Origin of the sequence: uncultured Dubosiella sp., from assembly GCF_964018005.1 — a bacterium.
In the GTDB taxonomy this organism is placed as follows: Bacteria; Bacillota_I; Bacilli_A; order Erysipelotrichales; family Erysipelotrichaceae; genus Dubosiella; species Dubosiella muris.
On record NZ_CAXHOA010000018.1, the window covers coordinates 1 to 19,124 of the forward strand.

Sequence of the window (19,124 nt, forward strand, 5' to 3'; positions counted from 1 at the left end):
AAAAAAAGAAGCTGAATCGCTTCAGCTTCTAGTCGATTTCCAAATACTGCTTCAGCGCCGGAATGATTTTCCGGCCATCGTGATAGCCTAAATAATACAACCGTCCCAGCTTCTCCATGTCTTTTTCCAGCCGGGAAACCGGAATGTATTCGCTTGGCGCGATCGCGAACAGGTTTTTCCGACGATGCTGACGCGCGATCTCGTCACATTGCTCGTTGTACAAATCGTTGGATTTCGCAAACACGTCGCAAAACTGCGGATGGTTGCGAAACACGGTATTGAACGCTTTCTTTTCCTTTTCGCTCATCGGCGGCTTGCGATAGTCGTCCGGCTGGGTCTTGACAACCACGATTTTCTTAAACCCCTGATCCAGCGCCCATTGAAAGGCGATCTTATCCGCGCAACCGCCATCCAGGTAGTACTGCCCGTCGATTTCCACTGCCCGGGAGAAAATCGGCATCGACGCGGACGCCTGGATCGCCTTCAAAATGTTGTCGACCTTTCCCTTTTCCATATATTCCGCTTTTCCCGTCGCGATATTGGTCACGACCGCGATAAAGCGGCGACGCGGATCCATGAACCGCTCCATATCAAACGGATTGTCTTCCAAATCCTGCTGCAACGCGAAATCAAAACCAACCACGCCCCCGTTGTGTATGAGCGCCTGCCGGCCCACGTACCGGGAATCGTGACGATACTCCAAATTGATTCGGGCCGACCGTCCAATTTGTCCCGACACATAATTCATGCCATTCAATGCGCCTGCCGACGTTCCAATCGTCGTCTGCATATTGATGCCCGCTTCCATCAAAGCGTCCAAAACGCCTTCGCCATACACGCCGCGAAAAGCGCCGCCCTCCAATACGATGCAGCCCTCAATCACTGTATCGTCCGCCCGGCCTTTTGGTAAATAAACAAGACCGGAAAACACTTTTTCATTGTTTACTGCCATTTGCGGTACCTCTCATATTCAAACTCCATTATAGTGTGTTTTTTCCGCTTGACCTGGCTTGACGCACAAGCAAGCTTCCCCATGGTACCACACCACCCTATGGCTGGCAAATTTTTAAGGTAGCTCGTCAAACAGTCCGATCAGCGCCGCTCTTTCGGCCGTCGACAAAAAGGATCCGGTCTTGGTGATGGTGGACTCCTGGGAAATCGGCCACGCCTGATCCATATCCTCAAACGTCCGGGCCACGACATGCTTCATCCGCTGAAGCGCACCCTGCGCGTCCACCGCGATCTCATATTCATCCCGCTCTATTTTGATGGCCACAAGATCGTCGCCTTCCCGATTCAGCGCTTCCTCCTCCGCTCGCGCCCGATCCGCCAAGCGCGCCCGAATCACGGTTCCATCCTGCTCAAACGTGTAATCCGGATTGACGCCACGCATGCTTCCATCCTGCACATCCAAAAGCGGTTCAAGCGCCGATACCGCCATCCCGGCCTTTTGGGTGTTTTCTTCCACCCAAAACGACTCCATCAAAAAATCATCTTCCGTACGCGTGCCCCGGATTGTCAAACATGTGTTTTCCTGTTGCCGGAAAAGGGTAAATCCCGCGTCCTCCTCCGGCAAATCCTTGTGCGCGTACTCTATGTACTCGTAAGTGGCGCCGCCTTCTTCCCACATCATTTCCCGCTGCCAGTTTCCCGTATCCATTTGCGCGTCCAGAGAAGCCGTTTCCATCCGGTACGCGCTTTCTTTCGCGTCCTTCGCCTGCCGATACGCCGTTTCCAGCGTATGCACAACGCTCTCCTTTGCGACCGGCTGACTCATCGGGGCGCACCCCGCCATACCGGCCAGCAGCGCCACCATCAAACCCGCTTTCCATCGTTTCATTGGATTCCACCTCCTTGCACATCGAATCCGTTTGCTTTCACCTCAACGAGCACCGAATACGTATCCGGGTCCAGTTCCAGTTTTCGCGTGCCAAAATCATGCCATTCGCCTTCCTTTTTCGCCCGCACGCCAATCGTCACCGGACCATCCTCCAGCGGCACTTTCGACTGTCCTGCCGACGTGGTTCCAAATCGTTTCCGCAGTTCATCTCCGTTCCACAAACGAAGTTCCACCATTTCGATGGCTGGATCGTCCCACGCATACGCAATCGTCCGGTTCGCCTGCCCGCTTTGCAGCGCCTGCTGCAAGACGAGTGGATGGTCGTACGCCTCCTTGAGCTTGTCCCCTTCCAAAAAATCCGAACAACGATAGGAAACGCGGTCGTTCCAGCGCACGGTATGCGCCACCTGGACCAAGGCAAGCAGCCGCTGCGACGCCGCTTTCATCGCGGTCGCGTCGACGTCTTCCGGCGTTTCGATGGACACCGTTCCGGCCTCGAACGCCACATCGAAGTCCTGGATCGCGCCATCGAACGCCACGATCTGGCGGATCTTTTCCAAATCGTCGCCACCCGGGGTTCGCAAGTCGTAAAGCCGGCTCGTCGACTGCTCGATTTTTTCCCCGTTTTCCCAGGCGACGCGCCCGTTGACGACAACCGTTTCGACAGGCGCGCTTGGCGAATACTGCGAGTGAAACGTCGAAGACGCGTCGGTTCGCTTCGGAACCGTGCGAATCGTGGCAACCAACGTCGATCCGTCCTGCTTCCACTGGACGCCTTTGACGGTTTCCGATTCGTTCAACATCGACCCGTCGATGACGACGCACGGTTCGCTCACATACAGAAAATACCGAAGCGACCGGGTCGGCGCCATCTTGCCGATTCCGTAAGTCCAAAAGCCAAAACTTCCAAAAACCAGCACGATAGCCAGCAGCGCCGCGCCCGCGACTTTCCACCGGCCGCGCCGCCGGATCTTCTTCAAATAGTCGATTTCATGCGCGTGTTCGGGCGGGCTGTCCATTTCGTGCGCCATGCGCGCATACGTTTGGGCGCACGACGGGCACGCGTTCAAATGCGCCTGGACGAGCGCGTCCGTTTCCGGGTGGTTCAAATGCTCGATATAACCCGGCAGCAAGTCGAGCACCACCTCATGCGGTAAATTCGTTTTCATTGTTTTCCATCTCCTTTCGCAGCTTTTCCTTGGCTCGATAAAAATTGATTCGCGCCCAAGTCTCGTTTTTTTCAAGCACGTCGCCGATTTGCGCGAAGCTCAAATTGCCATACATCCGCAAATACACGATATCCCGCTGCGGGGCCGGCAACGTCTGCATCGCCCGGAGCAATTCGACTTTTCCGCGCTCGTTTTCGCTCGAGGCGGCCAGCCAACGGTCGTCAAGTTCCTCCATGGCCGGATGCTTGCGACGGTAGGCACGAAGCTGGTTTTTCGCGATCGCGCAAAGCCACGTCGATAAACGGCATGTCCCGTCGTACTGCTTTAAAGAGCGAAACGCCTGGTAAAACGTTTCCTGGCAAAGCTCCTCCGCGACAAATTCGTCATGGCATTGAGAAAGAAGATAGCGGTAAACGAGTCGGGCGTGCTCCTGATACACTTGTTCAAAATTTTCCATGCTTTTCTCCTTTCATCTATTCATGCGCAAAAGAATGGATTTGTTACAGGGGGAAGAGAAAAAAATTATTGCGCTCCTTGGATTGTATTATATATTTTGTTACAATATAAGAACAAAGCGGAAAGATCCGGTGGAATCGACCGGTCTTTCGGCATAAATGGTTCATTGTTCAAAAAAAACAAAGATCTTTTTTGTTTTAGGATATAATGAAACCAGATACAAAAGAAGGGGACTTTTGTCTGGCACCCTAATTTCCCATTTTCTTTTGAAACCGGTTCGATGATTGTATTTTAGAATCGGAATAGAGAGTAATAGGAGTTCATGGAACAAAACATTTTCTTTTTTTTAAAAAACAAAAAAAACACCCATTATTTATATGGGAACCTGAGTTTCGGTGAAGGCCTCCGCATTTTTAGGGAAAGCGGATTCACCGCGACTCCGGTCATCGACTATCAAGGCCACTATTTAGGATCTGTAACCGAAGGGGATTTCTTGTACTACATCACAGATCACCCGCACATCACGCACGAGCAAATTTCCACGGTGGAAATCAGCGAGCTCGTCCGCGATGGATTCATGCCTGCCGTGCCGTTCAACATCTCAATGAGTGAGTTGTTCAATCGTTCGCTTGAGCAAAACTACGTGCCAGTCGTTGACGACCGCAACATTTTTATCGGGATCGTGACCCGAAAGACGATCATCTCGTACTTGATGACGCATCATTCGGCCGACCTTTCCCCCTACCAAAATGCCTTGCAGAAAAAAGATGCCGGTCCGCAGAAACTGAATCCTATATTTACACTTCGTTGATGAAAGCCTGACAGCCAAAAGCCCGTTTGACGCGGGCTTTTTTACGTGCGCGCAAAAAAAGACGCCCGGAGGCATCTTAAATCCGTTTCGTTTTTCGTCCGCGCTTTGGCACGGCTTTTTCCAGTTCCTTTTTCATCCGCGTGTAGTCCTTTTCCAAAATGTACACCGACGCGCAGCCCGGGCGGCACGTGACGCGAATCGTTCCCTGCGCGTCAAACGTTTCGACGTGCGAAGGCTCCATCACATCCACCATCCGGTATCCCGCGTAGTTTGGCTCGGTGAACACTTTTTCCTTCCAGTCCGCGATTGTGTAAATCACGACAACCGGATGGGGACCATACGCCATCCAGCACGCCTTCTGCCGGTCCTCGTCAAACAAATCCAACATGTTGTCGCTCAGCAGATGGCTGCGGATCCAAACCATTTCCCGCAAATTGTGCACCGGCTCCCGTCCCGAGGAAGGCAAGCCGTAATAATCGCCATAAAAAACGCACGGACATTCGCATCTATACAACAGGATCGACGCGTACGCCGCCGTTTTGAACCAGTCCAGCACCCAGCTTTCCAGCGACTGTCCCGGTTGCGTGTCGTGGTTGTCGACAAACGCGCACGCGTGATGTGGATCGGTGCGCGAGAGGGTGTTCAAAAACAAATGCCGGATATCGTACGTTCCGTTCGACATCGAAGCGCGCTGCAACTCGTAATGAAGCGGCACGTCCATGAGGCGCATGCAGTAGTCGCAATCCTTTAAATATTGTTTAAGCTCCCAAAGGTCGCCCGTCCAAAACTCCCCAACCGCGAAGTCCGGATGGTTGCCGGTTCGATGCATTTCCTCCAGCCAGCATTTAAAAAAGGAAGAGTCGATGTTTTTGACCGCGTCCAGCCGGAATCCGTTGATGCCCGTGAGTTGGGTGTACCAGCGGCCCCACGTGTACAATTCCGAAAGAACGTCCGGATTCGTGAAATCGACATCGCAGCCCATAATAAAATCGTAATTGCCGTTTTCATGGCTGACGCGGTCGTTCCACCGCTTGTTCTCAAACAGCAAAATATCGTTTTGACCCGTCGCGGCGTTGTAGTCGGTGCCCGTGAAATGGCGCCATGTCCATTGAAACGAGGAATATGTGTTGTTTCTTTCCGCGAACGTGAAGCCCGTCCACGTTTTGACAGGATGCGTGCCTTCCTGCACTTCGTTGCGATCGTAGCGAATCACGGTGCTGGCGATCGCGTCCTCAAGCGTGTCGCCGCCCATTTTATGATTGAGCACCACGTCCGCGATGACGTCGATTTGCTTGTGCTGGAGCGCGCCAATCGCGCGCAAGTACTGCGCCTTCGTTCCGTATTTTGTACTCCGGCTGCCTTTTTGGTTGAATTCGCCTAAATCGTACAAATCGTACGCGCCGTATCCAACGTCGAAGACTCCGCCCGCCCCTTTGGTGGCTGGCGGCATCCACACCATATTAAAGCCGGTCCGGGCCAGGGAGGAAGCTTCGTTTGTCAGTTTTTTATACAAAGTGCGATCGGCCGGCAAATCCCACTCAAAGTACTGGATCATCGTTTTTTTCATATGCTTAACTCTACCACACCTGCCAGTCAAAAAGCGAAAGACATGCGCCGCCTTTCGTAAACGGTTTCATTTTTGGCGGCTGCGACGCACCCGGCCTGGCGCCACATTGAAAACGTCTTTTAAATTGTGTATGATTGTACTGTTCAAGAAAAGAAAGGAAGCAAACAAATTTATGAAATCAGACGATAGTTGGCCCAAGCCCAAAACCCATCCGGAAGGAGCAGCCTTATGGAGCCGTTGACCTTGAGCATCCTGTGCGTGGCTCTTTACGGATTTTTCACTTTCGGGCAAACCGCTATTGCCGACGACCCGGACCAGGTCTTTAAGCAAACAAGCAAGACGATTCTTTGGCTGAAACTGCTCGCGCTGTGCGCCGGCTTGTTTTTCTGCCTTCGCTCCCGCGTCGTCAATCCTTATATAGAGCTGGCGCTCTATTTATATATCGTATTTATTTTTGGCGAGCTGCTGCCGTGCCGCTGGGCTTCCACACACGAAGCGCTTTGCGAACGGTCGCTCCCGCTCTTTCGTTCCATCGCCCGCGTGTTCGCCTTATTCACTTTCCTGATTCCCATAGATCCAAAACCGGTGAAGGAAAAAATTTCCGAAGAGGACATTCGGGAAATGATCAACGCGGCCAGCGAAAGCGAAAACATCGACGAGCCACAAAAAGACATTATCGAAAACGTGTTCGAGCTGGACGATACCTCGATCGAGGAAATTTGCACGCATCGCTCGCAAGTCGTCTCGCTCTCGCTGGATGAAAACGACCAGACCTGGAAGCGGATCATTCACGACAACCGGCACACGTTTTATCCTGTGACGGGGAAGGACGACGACGACATCGTCGGAATTCTGGATACCCGCGACTATTTCCGGCTCGAGGACACATGTCAAGCCAACGTCCTCAAGCACGCTGTCGACCAGCCGCTTTTTGTCAGCGAAAACGTCAAAGTCGACCATCTTTTTTTCGAGATGAAAAACCACCGGACATATTTTGCGGTGGTGCTCGACGAGTATGGCGGAATGACCGGCATCGTCACGCTCCACGACATCATTGAAACGATTTTGGGCGAGATGCACGAAGTCGACGACGAAATCGAACCGGAGGAAATCGACCCCATCAACGAAAACCAGTGGCGGATCTATGGTCTGGCCGATTTGGACGAAGTGCAAAAAAAGCTAGGCGTCCCGCTGCCGGTCGAAGAATACGACACGTTTAGCGGCTACGTTTTGGGCAGCTACGGCCACATTCCGCAAGATGGCACCAAATTCGACATTGTACTTGGACCGCTTGACATCCATGTGAAGGAAATCAAAAACCATCGAATCGGGCAAACCATTGTCACCAAACTGGAAAAAGGAGTCTTATTGGATGAATCCACTGAAAAAGAAAATTGAGCAGTGCGGCGTCCTGCTGGGCGGCGACGTGCTCAAAGTCGATTCGTTTCTCAATCATCAGCTTGACATTCCGCTCATTGAAACGATTGGCGAATGTTTGGCGAATCATTTTAAAAACGCCGGCATCACCAAAGTCGTGACGATTGAAACGGGCGGGATCGCGCCGGCTTACGCCACGGCGAGAAGACTGGGTGTTCCTGTTATCTTTTTGAAAAAAAGCGAGCCACGGACGATGCGGCAGCCGCTTTGCGTTCAGGTGTTTTCTTTTACTAAGCAGAAATCATACAACGTTTGCATGGAAAGTGGCTTGATCGAGCCAGACGAACGCGTTTTGTTTATTGACGACTTTTTAGCCAACGGCGAAGCGTTCAAAGGCGCGGAGTCGCTGATCCATCAAGCCGGTGCGCACATCGCTGGCGTCGGCATTTGCATCGAGAAACGCTTTCAAGCCGGCCATCAATACGTTGTCGGGCGCGGCTACGACTTCTGCGCCGTCGCATCCATCGCGGCCATTGAAAACGGGACGATCCACTGGGCACAATGAGTGCCCTTTTTTTGTAAAAAAAGCGCCTAGCGAACTAGACGTTTTCCATCATTTCCTTGAGCCGCCGCGCGCGCCGTAAGACGATTTCCCTGGTTTTGTCTTGCGAATACAACACGTCGAAGCCATGAAACAATCCTTTGTTCAAATACGTGCGCACAGGCACGCCCGCCTCAAACAAGCGGCGGCCGTATTCTAAATCCTCGTCACGCAAGCAATCGAATTGCTGCGCCTCGATGTACGTCGAAGGCAAGCCGGAAAAATCCGTTTCCCTCATCGGGGACACGTATTGCGGATAGCCAAAATCGCCGTTTTGCGTGTAGTTTTCCCACATCGCCCGATTGGCGCGGGCGTTCCACAACGGCGTGTCGGTATACTCCTGCATCGACACGCTCGTCATCTCGCGATCGAGCACAGGATAAATCAGCATTTGGGCCTGCAGCGGCATGCCATGATCACGCGCCCAAAGACTGAGCGCGGCCGCAAGGCAGCCACCCGCGCTGTCGCCCGCCACGCCGACTGGCTTTCCGGTCGTTTCATAGACGGCTTTCAAAACCTGGATCGCGTCGGCGAGCGGCGCGGGATACGCCTCCGGACGATAGTGGACGAATACAATCGTGCACCCGCTCGCGTTGGCGTAGTCGGCCATCATTTCATGGTAGTGGGGCCCGGCTTCGTAGACGAACGCGCCGCCATGGAAATACAGCACGACGGGCGCCTCCTCGTTGGTGGCGCTGTAAATCGTCACGGGAACGCCATTCAACGTTTCCTCGCTCACGAACGCGTCCACGTCTTTTCTTGGCAACCGGCTAAGCAATTCGTTGGCCGCTTTGACGACGGGTTTCTCCAGCGCCCAAGGCGGTGTCGTGACCATCGACAGCGGCCGGTACGCGGATGGCACGTCGAACTTTTTTCGTCGTTCCTGATAGTAGTAGGCGCCGAGCACGGAAACCGCGCCCAGCAAAAACAGCAGTTTCTTTTTCATTTCAACCTCTTTTTCACTTCAAATAAAGAAATTCCCATTTCCTTGGCGAATTTCGCCAAATCCTCGTACTCGTATTTCTCTTTCAAAATCCCGTAGCCGGACGCGCCCTTTTTTCGAATGGTTCCAAAACGGGTTTCCTCTTGTTCGATGTGGCGTTTGAGCACGTAGCGCGAACACCGGCTTTCCCGAATGCCAAGCGTGGTCGTGTGCCGGAAGATGGCGCGGACCATCGCCTCTTTTTCCGCAGTCGCGCAAATCACGCTCAACAACACGCCGGGACGGGATTTTTCATGGTTAGCGGAATCAAAAACACGTCGCGGGCCCCGCTTTCAAACAGGCGGTCCATCGCGAAGCCAAGCTCTTCGCCGCTCATGTCGTCAATGTTGCAGCGCAGCTCGTACACTTCGTCACTCGCCTCCTCGTCCTCGGCCCAAAAGACGCGAAGACAGTTGGCTCGTTCAAACGTTTTCGTTCCCATGCCATAGCCGATTTTGCGCGTGCGCAGCACAGGCATTTCGCAAAACCGGTCGACGAAATGCTTGAGGAGCGCGGCGCCGGTCGGCGTGCAAAGCTCGGTCTGGATCGTACCGGCATACGCCGGAATGCCTTCGAGCAAGTAGGCGGTCGCCGGCGCGGGGACGGGCAAAATCCCGTGGGCGCAGCGCACCGTTCCACTTCCCGTGCAAACCGGAGAGCATACAATTTGATCGAAGGCGAGATGTTCGAGAAGCATGCACACGTACACGATGTCGGCGATGGCGTCCAGCGTGCCGACTTCGTGAAAATGAATGTTCGTAATCGGCATGTCGTGGGCTTTCGCTTCCGCTTGCGCGATCAGCCGGTACACGGCGACCGCGTTTTCCTTGACCGTTTCCGAAACGTTGAGCTTGTGGATGATGCGGTGGACATCGCTTAACGTGTGGTGGGAATGCGCGTGCTCGTGTCCATGCCCGGCATGCGGGTGGTCGTGGTCATGCGCATGCTCGTGTTCGCCTTCCTCGTGGCCGTGAACGTGGACTTGGGCGTGCAAGCCCTGGATCCCGCATTGCTGGACGGGATGGATATGGACGTGAACGCCTTCCAGACCGATGGCGTTCATTCGCGCCAGCATCGTTTCCTTCTCTTCGACCAAATCGAACAAGGCGGCGGTCAGCATGTCGCCGGCGGCGCCCATGCCGCATTCGATGAATAAAGTTTTCATAATGAAATCAACCTCTTCTTTTCTTCCAAAATCTTTGCGTTCATTATACCATTTACCGGCGATTGTGCACATCATCAAGACCCGTTTCGGAAAATTGCACTTTCCCGTTCCTTTTCGTTATAATATGGTCAAGAAATGAAAAGGATGAAAACATGATGAAAAGAAAAATTGCTCTTTTGCTGGCGCTCGCGCTTGGTTTAAGCGCCTGTTCGGCCGCTCCGTCCCAGCCCGACGAGCCACCGGCTAGCGCCTCGAAAAACGAATCGTTTACCGAATACTTGAACGACTATGTCGTCAAAGTCGCCGAAAACGACTACACGACGCTGCATCACTATTTTGAACACCCGGAAAAATACGGGATCGACATGAAAGATGTCACAATCACGCTTGGTTCCATCGAGCCGGATGAAAAGACGCTCGCCCTTGAGGACGAGCTGGACAAACAGCTCGACACGTTTGACCGGTCCAGTCTGGATTCCCGGCAGCAGCGCATTTACGATCAGCTGCAATACGAGTTTGAGCAAAGCGACAAGGAGGAAGAAGAAAAATTCCGCTATTTGGGCAACGTGTGGAGCACGATGAACGGATTGCCGCAGTCGCTGATTTCCTTCTTTAGCGAATACGAGCTGCGCGAGGAGGCGGATATCGCCCCGCTGATCACCTTGATTCAAGATGTGCCGCGATACACGAAAGACGCTTTGGATTATTCGCGAAAGCAGGCGGAGCGCGACACGCTCATGCTCGATTACGACGAAACGATCCAGACGTGTCAAAACACCCTGGACACCCAGGCCGACAGCGCGGTGCGGGCGGAACTGATGGTGGAAGTCGAACAGCTCGGGCTGGACAAGGATGCGACGGACAAATACAAGCAGCAAATCAACATGGCGCTGGACGAGGCGTTTTTCCCCTCGTACCAGACGATGATCGACGGTTTGAACGCTTTGAAGCCGGATATCCAGCCGCTGGCCGGCCTTTCCTCTTTGGAAAACGGTAAGGAATACTACGAGCTGCTCGTCCAGGAGGCGACGGGCACCGACGACAGCGTTCCGGAAATCAAGAAAAACATCGAGGAGGAGCTGAGTGGAATCAGCGCGCAAATGTCGCTTTTGATTGACGAGGATATGAACAACTTGATTGACTTTATGTCTTTGCATACCGATTTTTCCAGCGTGGACGACATTTTGATTTATTTGAACAGCCATTACTCGAAGCAGTTCCCGCAGCTGGAGGCGATGGAATACGACTTGCAGCCACTGGCGGACGATCAGTCGCAGGAAGGCATCGTGGCGTACTTTATGCTGCCGGCGGTCGATTCCACCAGCAAGTACCGCATTCGTTACAACCGCCGCGATTATGGCGACGATCCGACCGCGATCTCGCTTTATCAAACGCTGGCGCACGAGGGCATTCCCGGCCATATGTACCAGGCGCAATACAATAAACAAAACTTTGTGTACACGATTGAATACTTTTTGTCGAATCCGGGCTTTAGCGAAGGCTACGCGACGTACGTTGAAAACCAGGCGCTCAAGTTCCTTGATCTCGACCCGGATCTTGTCGATATGTACGTGTACAACGACTTAATGTCGAACTACTACGTTTTGCTTATGGACATCGCCGTTCATTATGAAAACATGGATCTGGACACGTTCAAATCCGAATTCGACATGTTCGACGCGGCGGCGCTGGAAGACATTTACGCCCAGCTGGCGGACAATCCGGGTGTGTTCATGTCGTACTACTATGGTTTTTACAAAATCAACCAGCTTCGCCAGGACGCGAAGGAACAGCTGAAAGACCGCTTTGACGAAGTCGACTTCAACAACGCGCTGCTTAGCGCGGGAAGCGTCAATTTTGACTTGATCAAACAAAATATCGACCAGTATATTCAGGAACAAAAATAAAATATGTCACAGGATTTTTTCTCAAACGTCTTGCGTCGCCAGCTTGGATGGATGGACCTGCGCCGTCTAATCGGGCAGACTTTAACCGACGGCAATGAAAAGAAAGCGGATGGCGAGTCCGCTTTGGAGCCAGACGATTCCGACGTAGAAGACTAGCAAAAGAAAAAGCGCCGGTTTCCGCATTTTACGGATGCTGGCGCTTTTTATTTACGCTTCGGTTTTTTCTGTTTTTTCTTCCAGACGTTCAAGCGGATAGCGTTTAAACAACTTGGTTAAATGAAGAAGCTCGTCTTGCACTTCTTCGTTCAGCTGGCCTGGCAGCAGGCGCCATGCCCAGTTGCCCCCCAGCTTGCTTGGCACGTTCATGCGGGCGTCGCTGTCCAGTCCAAGCAAATCCTGCGCGGTGACGATCGCGTAATCGGATGGCGATTTCAGCAATTCGCGAATCATCGTCCAATGATAGTTTTTCGGATCGTCGGCCTGAAGGTAGTCGATGGCCAGCGCCACGTCGTCCTTGTCGGCGTTTTTAAACCATCCCTGGATCGTGTCGTTGTCGTGTGTTCCCGTGTACGCGACCGAGTTGGCCGGGTAGTTGAACGGATAGTAGTCCATCGCCGCCGCGTCGCGGGAATCGAAGGCGAATTGAAGAATCTTCATGCCCGGATACGCCGTGTCGGCCAGCAGCTGTTTCACGGATGGCGTCAGGAAGCCAAGGTCTTCGGCGATGATGCGCTGTTTTCCCATTTTTTCTTCCAGCGTTTTGAACAAGCTGATTCCCGGGCCTTCCAGCCATTTTCCGTTTTTCGCCGTCTTGTCCCCGTACGGAATCGCGTAGTAGGAATCGAATCCGCGGAAATGGTCGATGCGAAGCACGTCGTACATATTCAACAAGTACGCGATGCGGCGAATCCACCAGTCGTATCCGGTCTTTTTATGATAGTCCCAGTTGTACAATGGATTTCCCCAGAGCTGTCCGTCGGCCGAAAAGCCGTCTGGCGGGCAGCCGGCAACGCGTTCCGGATTCAAATCCGCATCCAAGGCGAACAGTTCCGGATGCGACCAGACGTCCACCGAATCCCGCGCGACGTAAATTGGCAAGTCGCCAATGATTTCCACGCCGTTTTCGTTGGCGTATTTTTTCATCGCGTTCCATTGCTTGCGGAAGAAAAATTGCAGCGCTTTGTAGAAATCCACGTCTTCCTTGAACGTTTCGCGCCATTCCTCGGCTTTTTTCGGATCGTAGAACTTGTATTCCTCGTCCCATTCATACCAGGGCTTTCCGTCAAAATGTTTTTTGAGGGCCATAAACAAAGCGTAGTCTTCGACCCAGTCCTTGTTTTCCTCTAAAAATTCAGCGTATTTTGGATCCGGATTTTCCAGAAAGCGGTTCGTCGCCTGCCGCAGCACATTGAAGCGGTTATTATAAAGAATTCCAAAATCCACTTCGTCTTTTTTATTCTCCCAGTCGATCCAGTTGTACTCTTCAGGAATCAACAGCCCGTCTTGCGCGAGCATGTCGAAGTCGATAAAGTACGGATTGCCCGCGAATGTCGAATACGACGCGTATGGCGAATCGCCAAAGCTTGTCGGATGAATTGGCAGGATCTGCCAGTACGATTGTCCGCTTTCCTTGAGGAAGTCTACAAATTCGTACGCTTCCTTGCCCATCGTTCCGACGCCATATGGACTAGGAAGGCTTGTGATGTGTAACAATACTCCACTTTTTCTCATAAGATTCATATCTCTCTTTCACTTGGCTTTATTATACATGCAAAAAGCCCAATCGTGCATTGAGCTTTTGCGATTTCTTTTATTTTTTAGCCTTTGACGGCTCCAGCCGCCACGCCTTTGATAATATATTTTTGTCCAAAAATGTACACCACGATAACCGGAATGACCGTCAGCATGATGGACGCCATCATCGGCCCCATCTCGACACGGCCGTAGCTTCCGCGGAAATACTGGATGAGCATCGGAATCGTCTTGTATTTGGTGATATCCAATACCAGTGTTGGCAACAAGTAGTCGTTCCATACCCACATCGCTTCCAAAATCGCGACGGAAACCATGGTTGGCTTCAAAATCGGCACAACGACTTTGAAGAAAATCTGCAACGGCGTGCAGCCGTCGATCATGGCCGCTTCCTCGATTTCAACCGGGATCGACTTCACGAAACCGGCAAACATGAAGACCGCCAGTCCGGCGCCGAATCCCAAATAGATGATCCACAAGTTGAACGGGTTGTTCAGCTTCAGCATATCCGCCGTCTGCGACAGCGTGAACATGACCATTTGAAACGGAACGACCATCGAGAATACGAACAAATAGTATAAGAAGTTGCTAAACTTCGTATGCACCCGCGTAATGTACCACGCGCACATCGAGCAAAGGATAATGATAGCCGCCACGGATGTGATCGTAATCAAAACCGAGTAACCCAGCGAAGCGAGAAATCCGAAGGAATTGATCGCTTTTACGTAGTTTTCCAGTCCGCCCAGCGTGGAAGCGTTGACAAGATCGAAAGCCGAGCTTGTCGTGATGGCCGATTCCAGTTTGAGCGAGTTGTTCAAAATCATGAAAATCGGATAAATCCAGGCCAGCGCGAGCGGAATCAAAATGACGAGCAGGATGACATTGATCACTTTCTTTTTCTTTGTCATTATTGTTGTACCTCCTTGGAGCGGGTTGCCCGTAATTGCCAGAAGCTGACAAGAACGACAACGATCGAGAAGAGAACGGCCTTCGCCTGTCCGATTCCTTTCCACATCTTACCAGCGCGCGCATAGAACGTCTGATAAATGTTGAGGGCGAGCATATCGGTCATGTGGTTCGGGTCACCAGCCGTCAAAGCCAAGTTTTGATCGAACAATTTGAAGCTGTTCGTCAAAGTCAGGAATACGCAAATCGTAATGGATGGCATCATCATCGGCACCTTGATTTTCCACAAAATCTGCCAGTCGGTCGCGCCGTCGATTTTCGCGGCTTCGATCAAATCATCCGGCACATTTTGAAGTCCGGCGATATAAATGATCATCATATATCCAATTTGCTGCCAGCACATCAAGATGATAATGCCCCAGTACCCCGCCGTCGCGTTCAAACGCAGCAGCGGTTCCCCAACGATGGACAGCACGCAGTTGAGCAAGATCTGCCAGATGTAGCCCAATACGATACCGCCAATCAAGTTTGGCATAAAGAACACGGTACGGAACAAATTCGTTCCTTTCAATTTTTGCGTCAAAGCCATCGCCAGCGCAAACGCGAGAATATTGATCGCCAGCACGTTCACAATCGCGACGAGGATCGTGAATCCCGCCGACTGGATGAACGATGAGTCCGTCAAAGCGGAAACATAGTTTTCAAATCCGATAAAAGTCGCATTCCCTACTGTCGTGAACTGACAAAACGACAAGTACAAACCTTCTACGAACGGAATGATAAATCCAATCGTAAACGCGGCAAGTGTCGGAAGCACGAACAGCCAACCATATTTTTTTAATGTTCGTTCCATAGAACCTCCTTCATATACAAATGAAACAGGCAGACATTTCTATCTGCCTGTCATTCATTTTTGTTTAAACTTTAGACAGCTGTCTATTTTTCGTTTGTCAGATCGTATTCCGTCTTCCATCCGTCGACGAATGCGGTCTTGACTTTATCCCAGTTTGCGTCCGTTGGATCGGCTGCGTAAGCAGTCAACGCGGAACCAACACCGTTTTTCCATTCTTCGCTTGGAATCGTCGTGAATGCCCAGATGATTGGCGTTTTGCCTTCTTCGGTCATTTTCTGATTCTTCGCTACGAATACGTTGTCGCTCTTCTTCGCGTCTTTGAACGGAATGACAAATCCCATGTCATCAGCCATCGCTGTCGTTCCTTCATCGGACGTTACGCACCATTCCATGAAATCAAGCGTCGCCTGAATGTCTTCTTCGGAAGCTTCGTTGTTTACAACCCAGTAGTTTTCCGTACCGGTGCAAAGACCCTGGTTTTCCTCTTCGCCAACACCGAAGTAAATTGGAATCATCGTGAGTTCTTCCGGATTCATGCCGGCGTCTTTCAAGTTCGTGTATTCCCAGGAACCGTTTTGATAGAATACGGCTTCGCCTTTTTCAAATTCGTTCCGGCTGTCGTCGCCCGTCTTGGCTGCCAGATCTTTTCCCGGAACCGTCGAATCCGTAATGTACAAATCGAAAATCTTGCGGTACTCGTCGAGATATTTGCCTTCGATTGCTTCGGAAGAGTTGATTCCCTTGTCCGTGTATTCGAAGTAGATCGGCATGTTCGCCAGGTGCGTTTTGTAACGCCAGTCGCTCGATCCATCCATACCGGCGGATGTGAAAGCCGTGAATCCAAGCTCGTCTTTACGTTTCGCGATATCGTCGGAAACCTTCTTCAAATCGTCGAACGATTTGATGTCGTCTACCGTGTAGCCCGCTTCTTTCAGCAGTTTCTCGTTTACGATCAAACCGTACGATTCGATACAGTAAGCGATTGCCGGAACATCGTCGTCGCCGTTGTACAACGCGTAAGCGTCGCTCGTCAACTGATCAAAAACCGGTGTGCCTTTCAAATTGTACGCGTAGTCTTCCCAGTTTTTCAAACCGATTGGCCCGTTGACCTGGAACAAAGTCGGTGCGCCGCTTTTTCCCATTTCAGACATCAATGTCGTTTCATACTGTCCGGAAGCCGCTGTCACAACTTTTACGTCCACGCCTTTTTCTTCTGTATACTTTTTGGCCAGGTTCTGCCATGCCTCGTCTTGTTCAGGTTTGAAGTTCAAGTAGTAAACCGAACCTTTCGATCCGTCTGTCTTGCCCCCCTCAGAGCTTCCGCCATCAGAGCTTCCGCATCCTGCAAGTAACATCGTTGCCGCCATACCTGCGGACAACATCGTTTGCCATTTCTTCATGATTGTAAAACTTCCTCCTTTGTTTTCTAAGAAACAGTCATTTGCGCCACGATTGTAAGCGCTTGTACTATGACACAGCATAAAGCATGGTTCGTATTATTTCGAACACCTTGCACGATACTACCAACTTTTCCACTTTTAATACCAACTAGGACACATTGGGCGTTTCTCTTGTGATAAAAAGAAAAAAGCCTACAAAATATATATCAATTCTTGGGAAAATTGTGGAAAAATTGACGTTTTTTGTGTATTATAGGGAATGAAACGCAAAAAAAGCATTAGAAATATGAGGTAATCGGTTATGTTGATTTTTTCGCAGTTCTTCGCGATCTGCTGCTCCATTTTGATTCCGCTTGCGTTGGTCATCTATTTAGGACTCCATTATGAGGGAAAATGGAAACTGCTTCTATTTGGCGCGCTCACATACATACTCTTTCAAATCGCGCTGTTTCTTCCTGTCGTCTCCTTGATCGCCAACGAGCCATCCGTGAAAGCGTGGATCTCGGGCCATTACGCCCTCTATATTATTCTTCTTTCTCTGGCCGGCGCCGCGCTGGGAGAGCTTTTCCGCTATTTGATCATCAAAGTCTTTTTGGCGCACGACACGTCCAACATGGACGCGGTCGCGTTTGGCTTGGGCTATGGAGGTTTTGAAACGGCGCTGACGGTCGGGATGAACGTCATCATCAGCCTTCTCGCTTCCGCGTACATCGTAAAGGCGGGAGCCTCGATGGCGATGCTGGCCGAAGGTGTCGGGCAGTTGTGCCTGCTCGTCATGCAAATCGGCTGGTCGCTGCTCATCATGCAGGCGCTGCGGACAAAAAAGAAAAAGTTCCTGTGGATTTGCATCGGGCTGGAATCGTTTGTCAACTGTATTTCCAGACTCGGTCAAAATGTCTGGCACTGGAACTTGTGGATCTTGCTGATAGTCATGATCGCGTTCGGCCTGCTTATGGCGATGTACATCGCGCAAGTGTTCAAAATGGATCAAAAAGAAAACAAATAGAAAAACTTCGGGCATTTCACTTGAAGTTTTTTTTATATTCATGAAATAATATCCGAAATGAAACCGCTTTTATGTTGCTAAAAACAGAAAGTATGACAAGATAAGGAGAAAAATGCTCAAATGGCTGATTTAAATTTAAAGCACATCAATAAGACATATCCAAACGGATTTGTCGCCGTAAAAGATTTTAACCTGGATATTCAGGACGGGGAATTTGTGATCTTCGTAGGCCCTTCCGGCTGTGGAAAATCGACGACCCTGCGCATGATTGCAGGACTGGAAGACATTACCGGTGGCGATCTGGTCATCGACGGCAAGCGCGTCAACGACGAGGAGCCAAAAGACCGCGACATCGCGATGGTGTTCCAAAGCTACGCTCTGTATCCGCACATGACGATTCGCGAAAACATGGAATTCCCGTTAAAGATTGCCAAACTGCCGAAAAACGAAATCGACGCCCGCGTCGACGAGGCGGCAAAAACGCTGGGGCTTGAAAGCCTGCTTGACCGCAAGCCGAAGGCGCTTTCCGGAGGACAAAGACAACGTGTCGCGATGGGACGCGCCATCGTTCGTCATCCAAAGGTTTTGCTCATGGACGAGCCTTTGTCCAACCTGGACGCGAAGCTGCGTGGCCAGATGCGTGTGGAAATTTCCAGACTGCACGAAAAGCTCGGCTCGACCATCGTGTACGTAACGCACGACCAGACCGAAGCTATGACGCTGGGCGACCGGATCGTCGTGATGAGCGATGGCGAAGTGCAGCAGATCGACACGCCGCAAAATCTGTATGACTCGCCAGTCAATAAATTCGTGGCGGGCTTTATCGGCGCGCCGCAAATGAACTTCATCGAAGCGACATTGAAAGAAAAAGGCGAGGACGTCTTCGTGACGATTGCCAACCACGATGTGAAACTTTCCGCGGACAAAGCGGCCCGTTTAAAGAAAAAAGGATACAAAGACGGTCAGGAAGTCACAGTCGGCATCCGTCCGGAAGACCTGGGTGACGCGCCGGAAATGCTCGCGAAATTCGCGGACTCCACCGTGGAAGGCCATGTCGACGTGTATGAAATGCTCGGTTCGACTTCCAACTTGTATGTCAACGTCAACGGGCAGCAAATCACAGCGACTGTGGAGCCGGATACGCCAGTGCGTGTTGGCGACACGATCAAGCTCGCTTTCGACAACAACAAGATCCACATCTTCGACAAAGACAGCCAGGAAAACGTCCTTGTGGACATCGACCCGGCAACCGGAGAACTGGCTCACTAATTCAAATGAACGGGACAGCGAAAAAGCTGTCCTTTTTTTGTTGGTTTGACACGCGCAAAAAAA

General features: G+C 51.4%; 19 protein-coding genes and 1 pseudogene. 8 read left to right on the top strand and 12 right to left on the bottom strand.

The features are described 5' to 3' along the window. Positions 1-28: 28 nt before the first annotated feature. From ABNS49_RS11185 to ABNS49_RS11200, 4 genes are all read right to left on the bottom strand, one after another. Positions 29-952: a patatin family protein gene (locus tag ABNS49_RS11185; RefSeq protein WP_135979039.1), complete on the bottom strand. Its 924-nt coding sequence runs from the start codon at positions 950-952 to the stop codon at positions 29-31. A gap of 114 nt (positions 953-1,066) precedes the next feature. Further along, complete coding sequence (locus ABNS49_RS11190) at positions 1,067-1,840, bottom strand: hypothetical protein (RefSeq protein ID WP_289108057.1); 774 nt, start codon at positions 1,838-1,840, stop codon at positions 1,067-1,069. Next, positions 1,837-3,009: a hypothetical protein gene (locus ABNS49_RS11195; RefSeq protein ID WP_135979041.1), complete on the bottom strand. Its 1,173-nt coding sequence runs from the start codon at positions 3,007-3,009 to the stop codon at positions 1,837-1,839. Before ABNS49_RS11195 ends, ABNS49_RS11190 begins: the two co-directional genes overlap by 4 nt. Continuing rightward, entirely contained in the window at positions 2,987-3,466 is a 480-nt protein-coding gene (locus tag ABNS49_RS11200; RefSeq protein ID WP_135979042.1) for a sigma-70 family RNA polymerase sigma factor, read from the bottom strand. The genes ABNS49_RS11195 and ABNS49_RS11200 overlap by 23 nt, the downstream gene beginning before the upstream one ends. A gap of 321 nt (positions 3,467-3,787) precedes the next feature. On the opposite strand from ABNS49_RS11200, the pseudogene ABNS49_RS11205 reads away from it, so the two are divergent. After that, positions 3,788-3,958 (top strand): annotated as a pseudogene (locus ABNS49_RS11205) (CBS domain-containing protein); the annotation flags it as partial. Beyond that, positions 3,959-4,276, top strand: a complete 318-nt coding sequence (locus ABNS49_RS11210) for a CBS domain-containing protein (protein WP_277820719.1) — start codon at positions 3,959-3,961, stop codon at positions 4,274-4,276. 76 nt (positions 4,277-4,352) lie between these two features. Here the strand turns inward: ABNS49_RS11210 and ABNS49_RS11215 are convergent, their stop codons facing one another. Continuing rightward, positions 4,353-5,843, bottom strand: coding sequence for an alpha-amylase (locus ABNS49_RS11215; protein WP_135979044.1), 1,491 nt, complete (start codon positions 5,841-5,843; stop codon positions 4,353-4,355). Between the two features lie 228 nt (positions 5,844-6,071). On the opposite strand from ABNS49_RS11215, the gene ABNS49_RS11220 reads away from it, so the two are divergent. Next, entirely contained in the window at positions 6,072-7,241 is a 1,170-nt protein-coding gene (locus tag ABNS49_RS11220; RefSeq protein ID WP_135979045.1) for a hemolysin family protein, read from the top strand. Then, positions 7,216-7,785: a xanthine phosphoribosyltransferase gene (locus ABNS49_RS11225; protein WP_135979046.1), complete on the top strand. Its 570-nt coding sequence runs from the start codon at positions 7,216-7,218 to the stop codon at positions 7,783-7,785. The genes ABNS49_RS11220 and ABNS49_RS11225 overlap by 26 nt, the downstream gene beginning before the upstream one ends. A gap of 34 nt (positions 7,786-7,819) precedes the next feature. Here ABNS49_RS11225 and ABNS49_RS11230 read toward each other — a convergent pair whose 3' ends face one another. Genes ABNS49_RS11230 through larC (ABNS49_RS11240) form a run of 3 tightly spaced genes read right to left on the bottom strand, consistent with a single transcriptional unit; the run spans position 7,820 to position 9,968 of the window. After that, positions 7,820-8,767, bottom strand: coding sequence for an alpha/beta hydrolase (locus tag ABNS49_RS11230; protein ID WP_135979047.1), 948 nt, complete (start codon positions 8,765-8,767; stop codon positions 7,820-7,822). Beyond that, positions 8,764-9,039, bottom strand: coding sequence for a nickel insertion protein (gene larC, locus ABNS49_RS11235; protein WP_348688191.1), 276 nt, complete (start codon positions 9,037-9,039; stop codon positions 8,764-8,766). Before larC (ABNS49_RS11235) ends, ABNS49_RS11230 begins: the two co-directional genes overlap by 4 nt. Continuing rightward, entirely contained in the window at positions 9,030-9,968 is a 939-nt protein-coding gene (gene larC / locus ABNS49_RS11240; protein WP_348688192.1) for a nickel pincer cofactor biosynthesis protein LarC, read from the bottom strand. Before larC (ABNS49_RS11240) ends, larC (ABNS49_RS11235) begins: the two co-directional genes overlap by 10 nt. 152 nt (positions 9,969-10,120) lie before the next feature. Between larC (ABNS49_RS11240) and ABNS49_RS11245 the strand changes: the two genes are divergently transcribed. Both ABNS49_RS11245 and ABNS49_RS11250 read left to right on the top strand, forming a co-directional pair. Next, on the top strand, positions 10,121-11,875 hold the full coding sequence (locus ABNS49_RS11245; RefSeq protein ID WP_135979049.1) for a DUF885 family protein: 1,755 nt from the start codon (positions 10,121-10,123) through the stop codon (positions 11,873-11,875). Positions 11,876-11,878: 3 nt separating this feature from the next. Continuing rightward, complete coding sequence (locus ABNS49_RS11250) at positions 11,879-12,031, top strand: hypothetical protein (RefSeq protein ID WP_168353476.1); 153 nt, start codon at positions 11,879-11,881, stop codon at positions 12,029-12,031. A 51-nt stretch (positions 12,032-12,082) separates the two neighbouring features. Here ABNS49_RS11250 and malQ read toward each other — a convergent pair whose 3' ends face one another. The 4 genes from malQ to ABNS49_RS11270 all read right to left on the bottom strand — a co-directional run bounded on the left by malQ (position 12,083) and on the right by ABNS49_RS11270 (position 16,786). Continuing rightward, positions 12,083-13,606 (bottom strand): 4-alpha-glucanotransferase, encoded by a 1,524-nt coding sequence (malQ, locus tag ABNS49_RS11255; protein WP_135979050.1) that lies wholly within the window; start codon positions 13,604-13,606, stop codon positions 12,083-12,085. Between the two features lie 86 nt (positions 13,607-13,692). Further along, on the bottom strand, positions 13,693-14,535 hold the full coding sequence (locus ABNS49_RS11260) for a carbohydrate ABC transporter permease (RefSeq protein WP_135979051.1): 843 nt from the start codon (positions 14,533-14,535) through the stop codon (positions 13,693-13,695). Next, positions 14,535-15,386, bottom strand: coding sequence for a sugar ABC transporter permease (locus ABNS49_RS11265; RefSeq protein ID WP_135979052.1), 852 nt, complete (start codon positions 15,384-15,386; stop codon positions 14,535-14,537). Before ABNS49_RS11265 ends, ABNS49_RS11260 begins: the two co-directional genes overlap by 1 nt. An 83-nt stretch (positions 15,387-15,469) precedes the next feature. Further along, positions 15,470-16,786 carry an ABC transporter substrate-binding protein gene (locus ABNS49_RS11270; protein WP_348688193.1) on the bottom strand — a complete coding sequence of 439 codons (1,317 nt, stop codon included), beginning with the start codon at positions 16,784-16,786 and terminating at the stop codon, positions 15,470-15,472. A 301-nt stretch (positions 16,787-17,087) separates the two neighbouring features. On the opposite strand from ABNS49_RS11270, the gene ABNS49_RS11275 reads away from it, so the two are divergent. Further along, a complete protein-coding gene (locus tag ABNS49_RS11275; protein ID WP_288342157.1) occupies positions 17,088-17,792 on the top strand; it encodes a YhfC family glutamic-type intramembrane protease in 705 nt (234 codons plus the stop codon). A 120-nt stretch (positions 17,793-17,912) separates the two neighbouring features. After that, a complete protein-coding gene (gene ugpC / locus ABNS49_RS11280) occupies positions 17,913-19,061 on the top strand; it encodes a sn-glycerol-3-phosphate ABC transporter ATP-binding protein UgpC (protein ID WP_348688194.1) in 1,149 nt (382 codons plus the stop codon). The last annotated feature ends 63 nt before the right edge of the window (positions 19,062-19,124 follow it).

Bases quoted from the DNA above. Each gene is read 5' to 3' on its own strand.
- ABNS49_RS11185 (WP_135979039.1), bottom strand. From the start codon at position 952: ATGGCAGTAAACAATGAAAAAGTGTTTTCCGGTCTTGTTTATTTACCA.
- ABNS49_RS11190 (WP_289108057.1), bottom strand. From the start codon at position 1,840: ATGAAACGATGGAAAGCGGGTTTGATGGTGGCGCTGCTGGCCGGTATG.
- ABNS49_RS11195 (WP_135979041.1), bottom strand. From the start codon at position 3,009: ATGAAAACGAATTTACCGCATGAGGTGGTGCTCGACTTGCTGCCGGGT.
- ABNS49_RS11200 (WP_135979042.1), bottom strand. From the start codon at position 3,466: ATGGAAAATTTTGAACAAGTGTATCAGGAGCACGCCCGACTCGTTTAC.
- ABNS49_RS11215 (WP_135979044.1), bottom strand. From the start codon at position 5,843: ATGAAAAAAACGATGATCCAGTACTTTGAGTGGGATTTGCCGGCCGAT.
- ABNS49_RS11220 (WP_135979045.1), top strand. From the start codon at position 6,072: ATGGAGCCGTTGACCTTGAGCATCCTGTGCGTGGCTCTTTACGGATTT.
- ABNS49_RS11225 (WP_135979046.1), top strand. From the start codon at position 7,216: ATGAATCCACTGAAAAAGAAAATTGAGCAGTGCGGCGTCCTGCTGGGC.
- ABNS49_RS11230 (WP_135979047.1), bottom strand. From the start codon at position 8,767: ATGAAAAAGAAACTGCTGTTTTTGCTGGGCGCGGTTTCCGTGCTCGGC.
- larC (WP_348688192.1), bottom strand. From the start codon at position 9,968: ATGAAAACTTTATTCATCGAATGCGGCATGGGCGCCGCCGGCGACATG.
- ABNS49_RS11245 (WP_135979049.1), top strand. From the start codon at position 10,121: ATGATGAAAAGAAAAATTGCTCTTTTGCTGGCGCTCGCGCTTGGTTTA.
- ABNS49_RS11250 (WP_168353476.1), top strand. From the start codon at position 11,879: ATGTCACAGGATTTTTTCTCAAACGTCTTGCGTCGCCAGCTTGGATGG.
- malQ (WP_135979050.1), bottom strand. From the start codon at position 13,606: ATGAGAAAAAGTGGAGTATTGTTACACATCACAAGCCTTCCTAGTCCA.
- ABNS49_RS11260 (WP_135979051.1), bottom strand. From the start codon at position 14,535: ATGACAAAGAAAAAGAAAGTGATCAATGTCATCCTGCTCGTCATTTTG.
- ABNS49_RS11265 (WP_135979052.1), bottom strand. From the start codon at position 15,386: ATGGAACGAACATTAAAAAAATATGGTTGGCTGTTCGTGCTTCCGACA.
- ABNS49_RS11270 (WP_348688193.1), bottom strand. From the start codon at position 16,786: ATGAAGAAATGGCAAACGATGTTGTCCGCAGGTATGGCGGCAACGATG.
- ABNS49_RS11275 (WP_288342157.1), top strand. From the start codon at position 17,088: ATGTTGATTTTTTCGCAGTTCTTCGCGATCTGCTGCTCCATTTTGATT.
- ugpC (WP_348688194.1), top strand. From the start codon at position 17,913: ATGGCTGATTTAAATTTAAAGCACATCAATAAGACATATCCAAACGGA.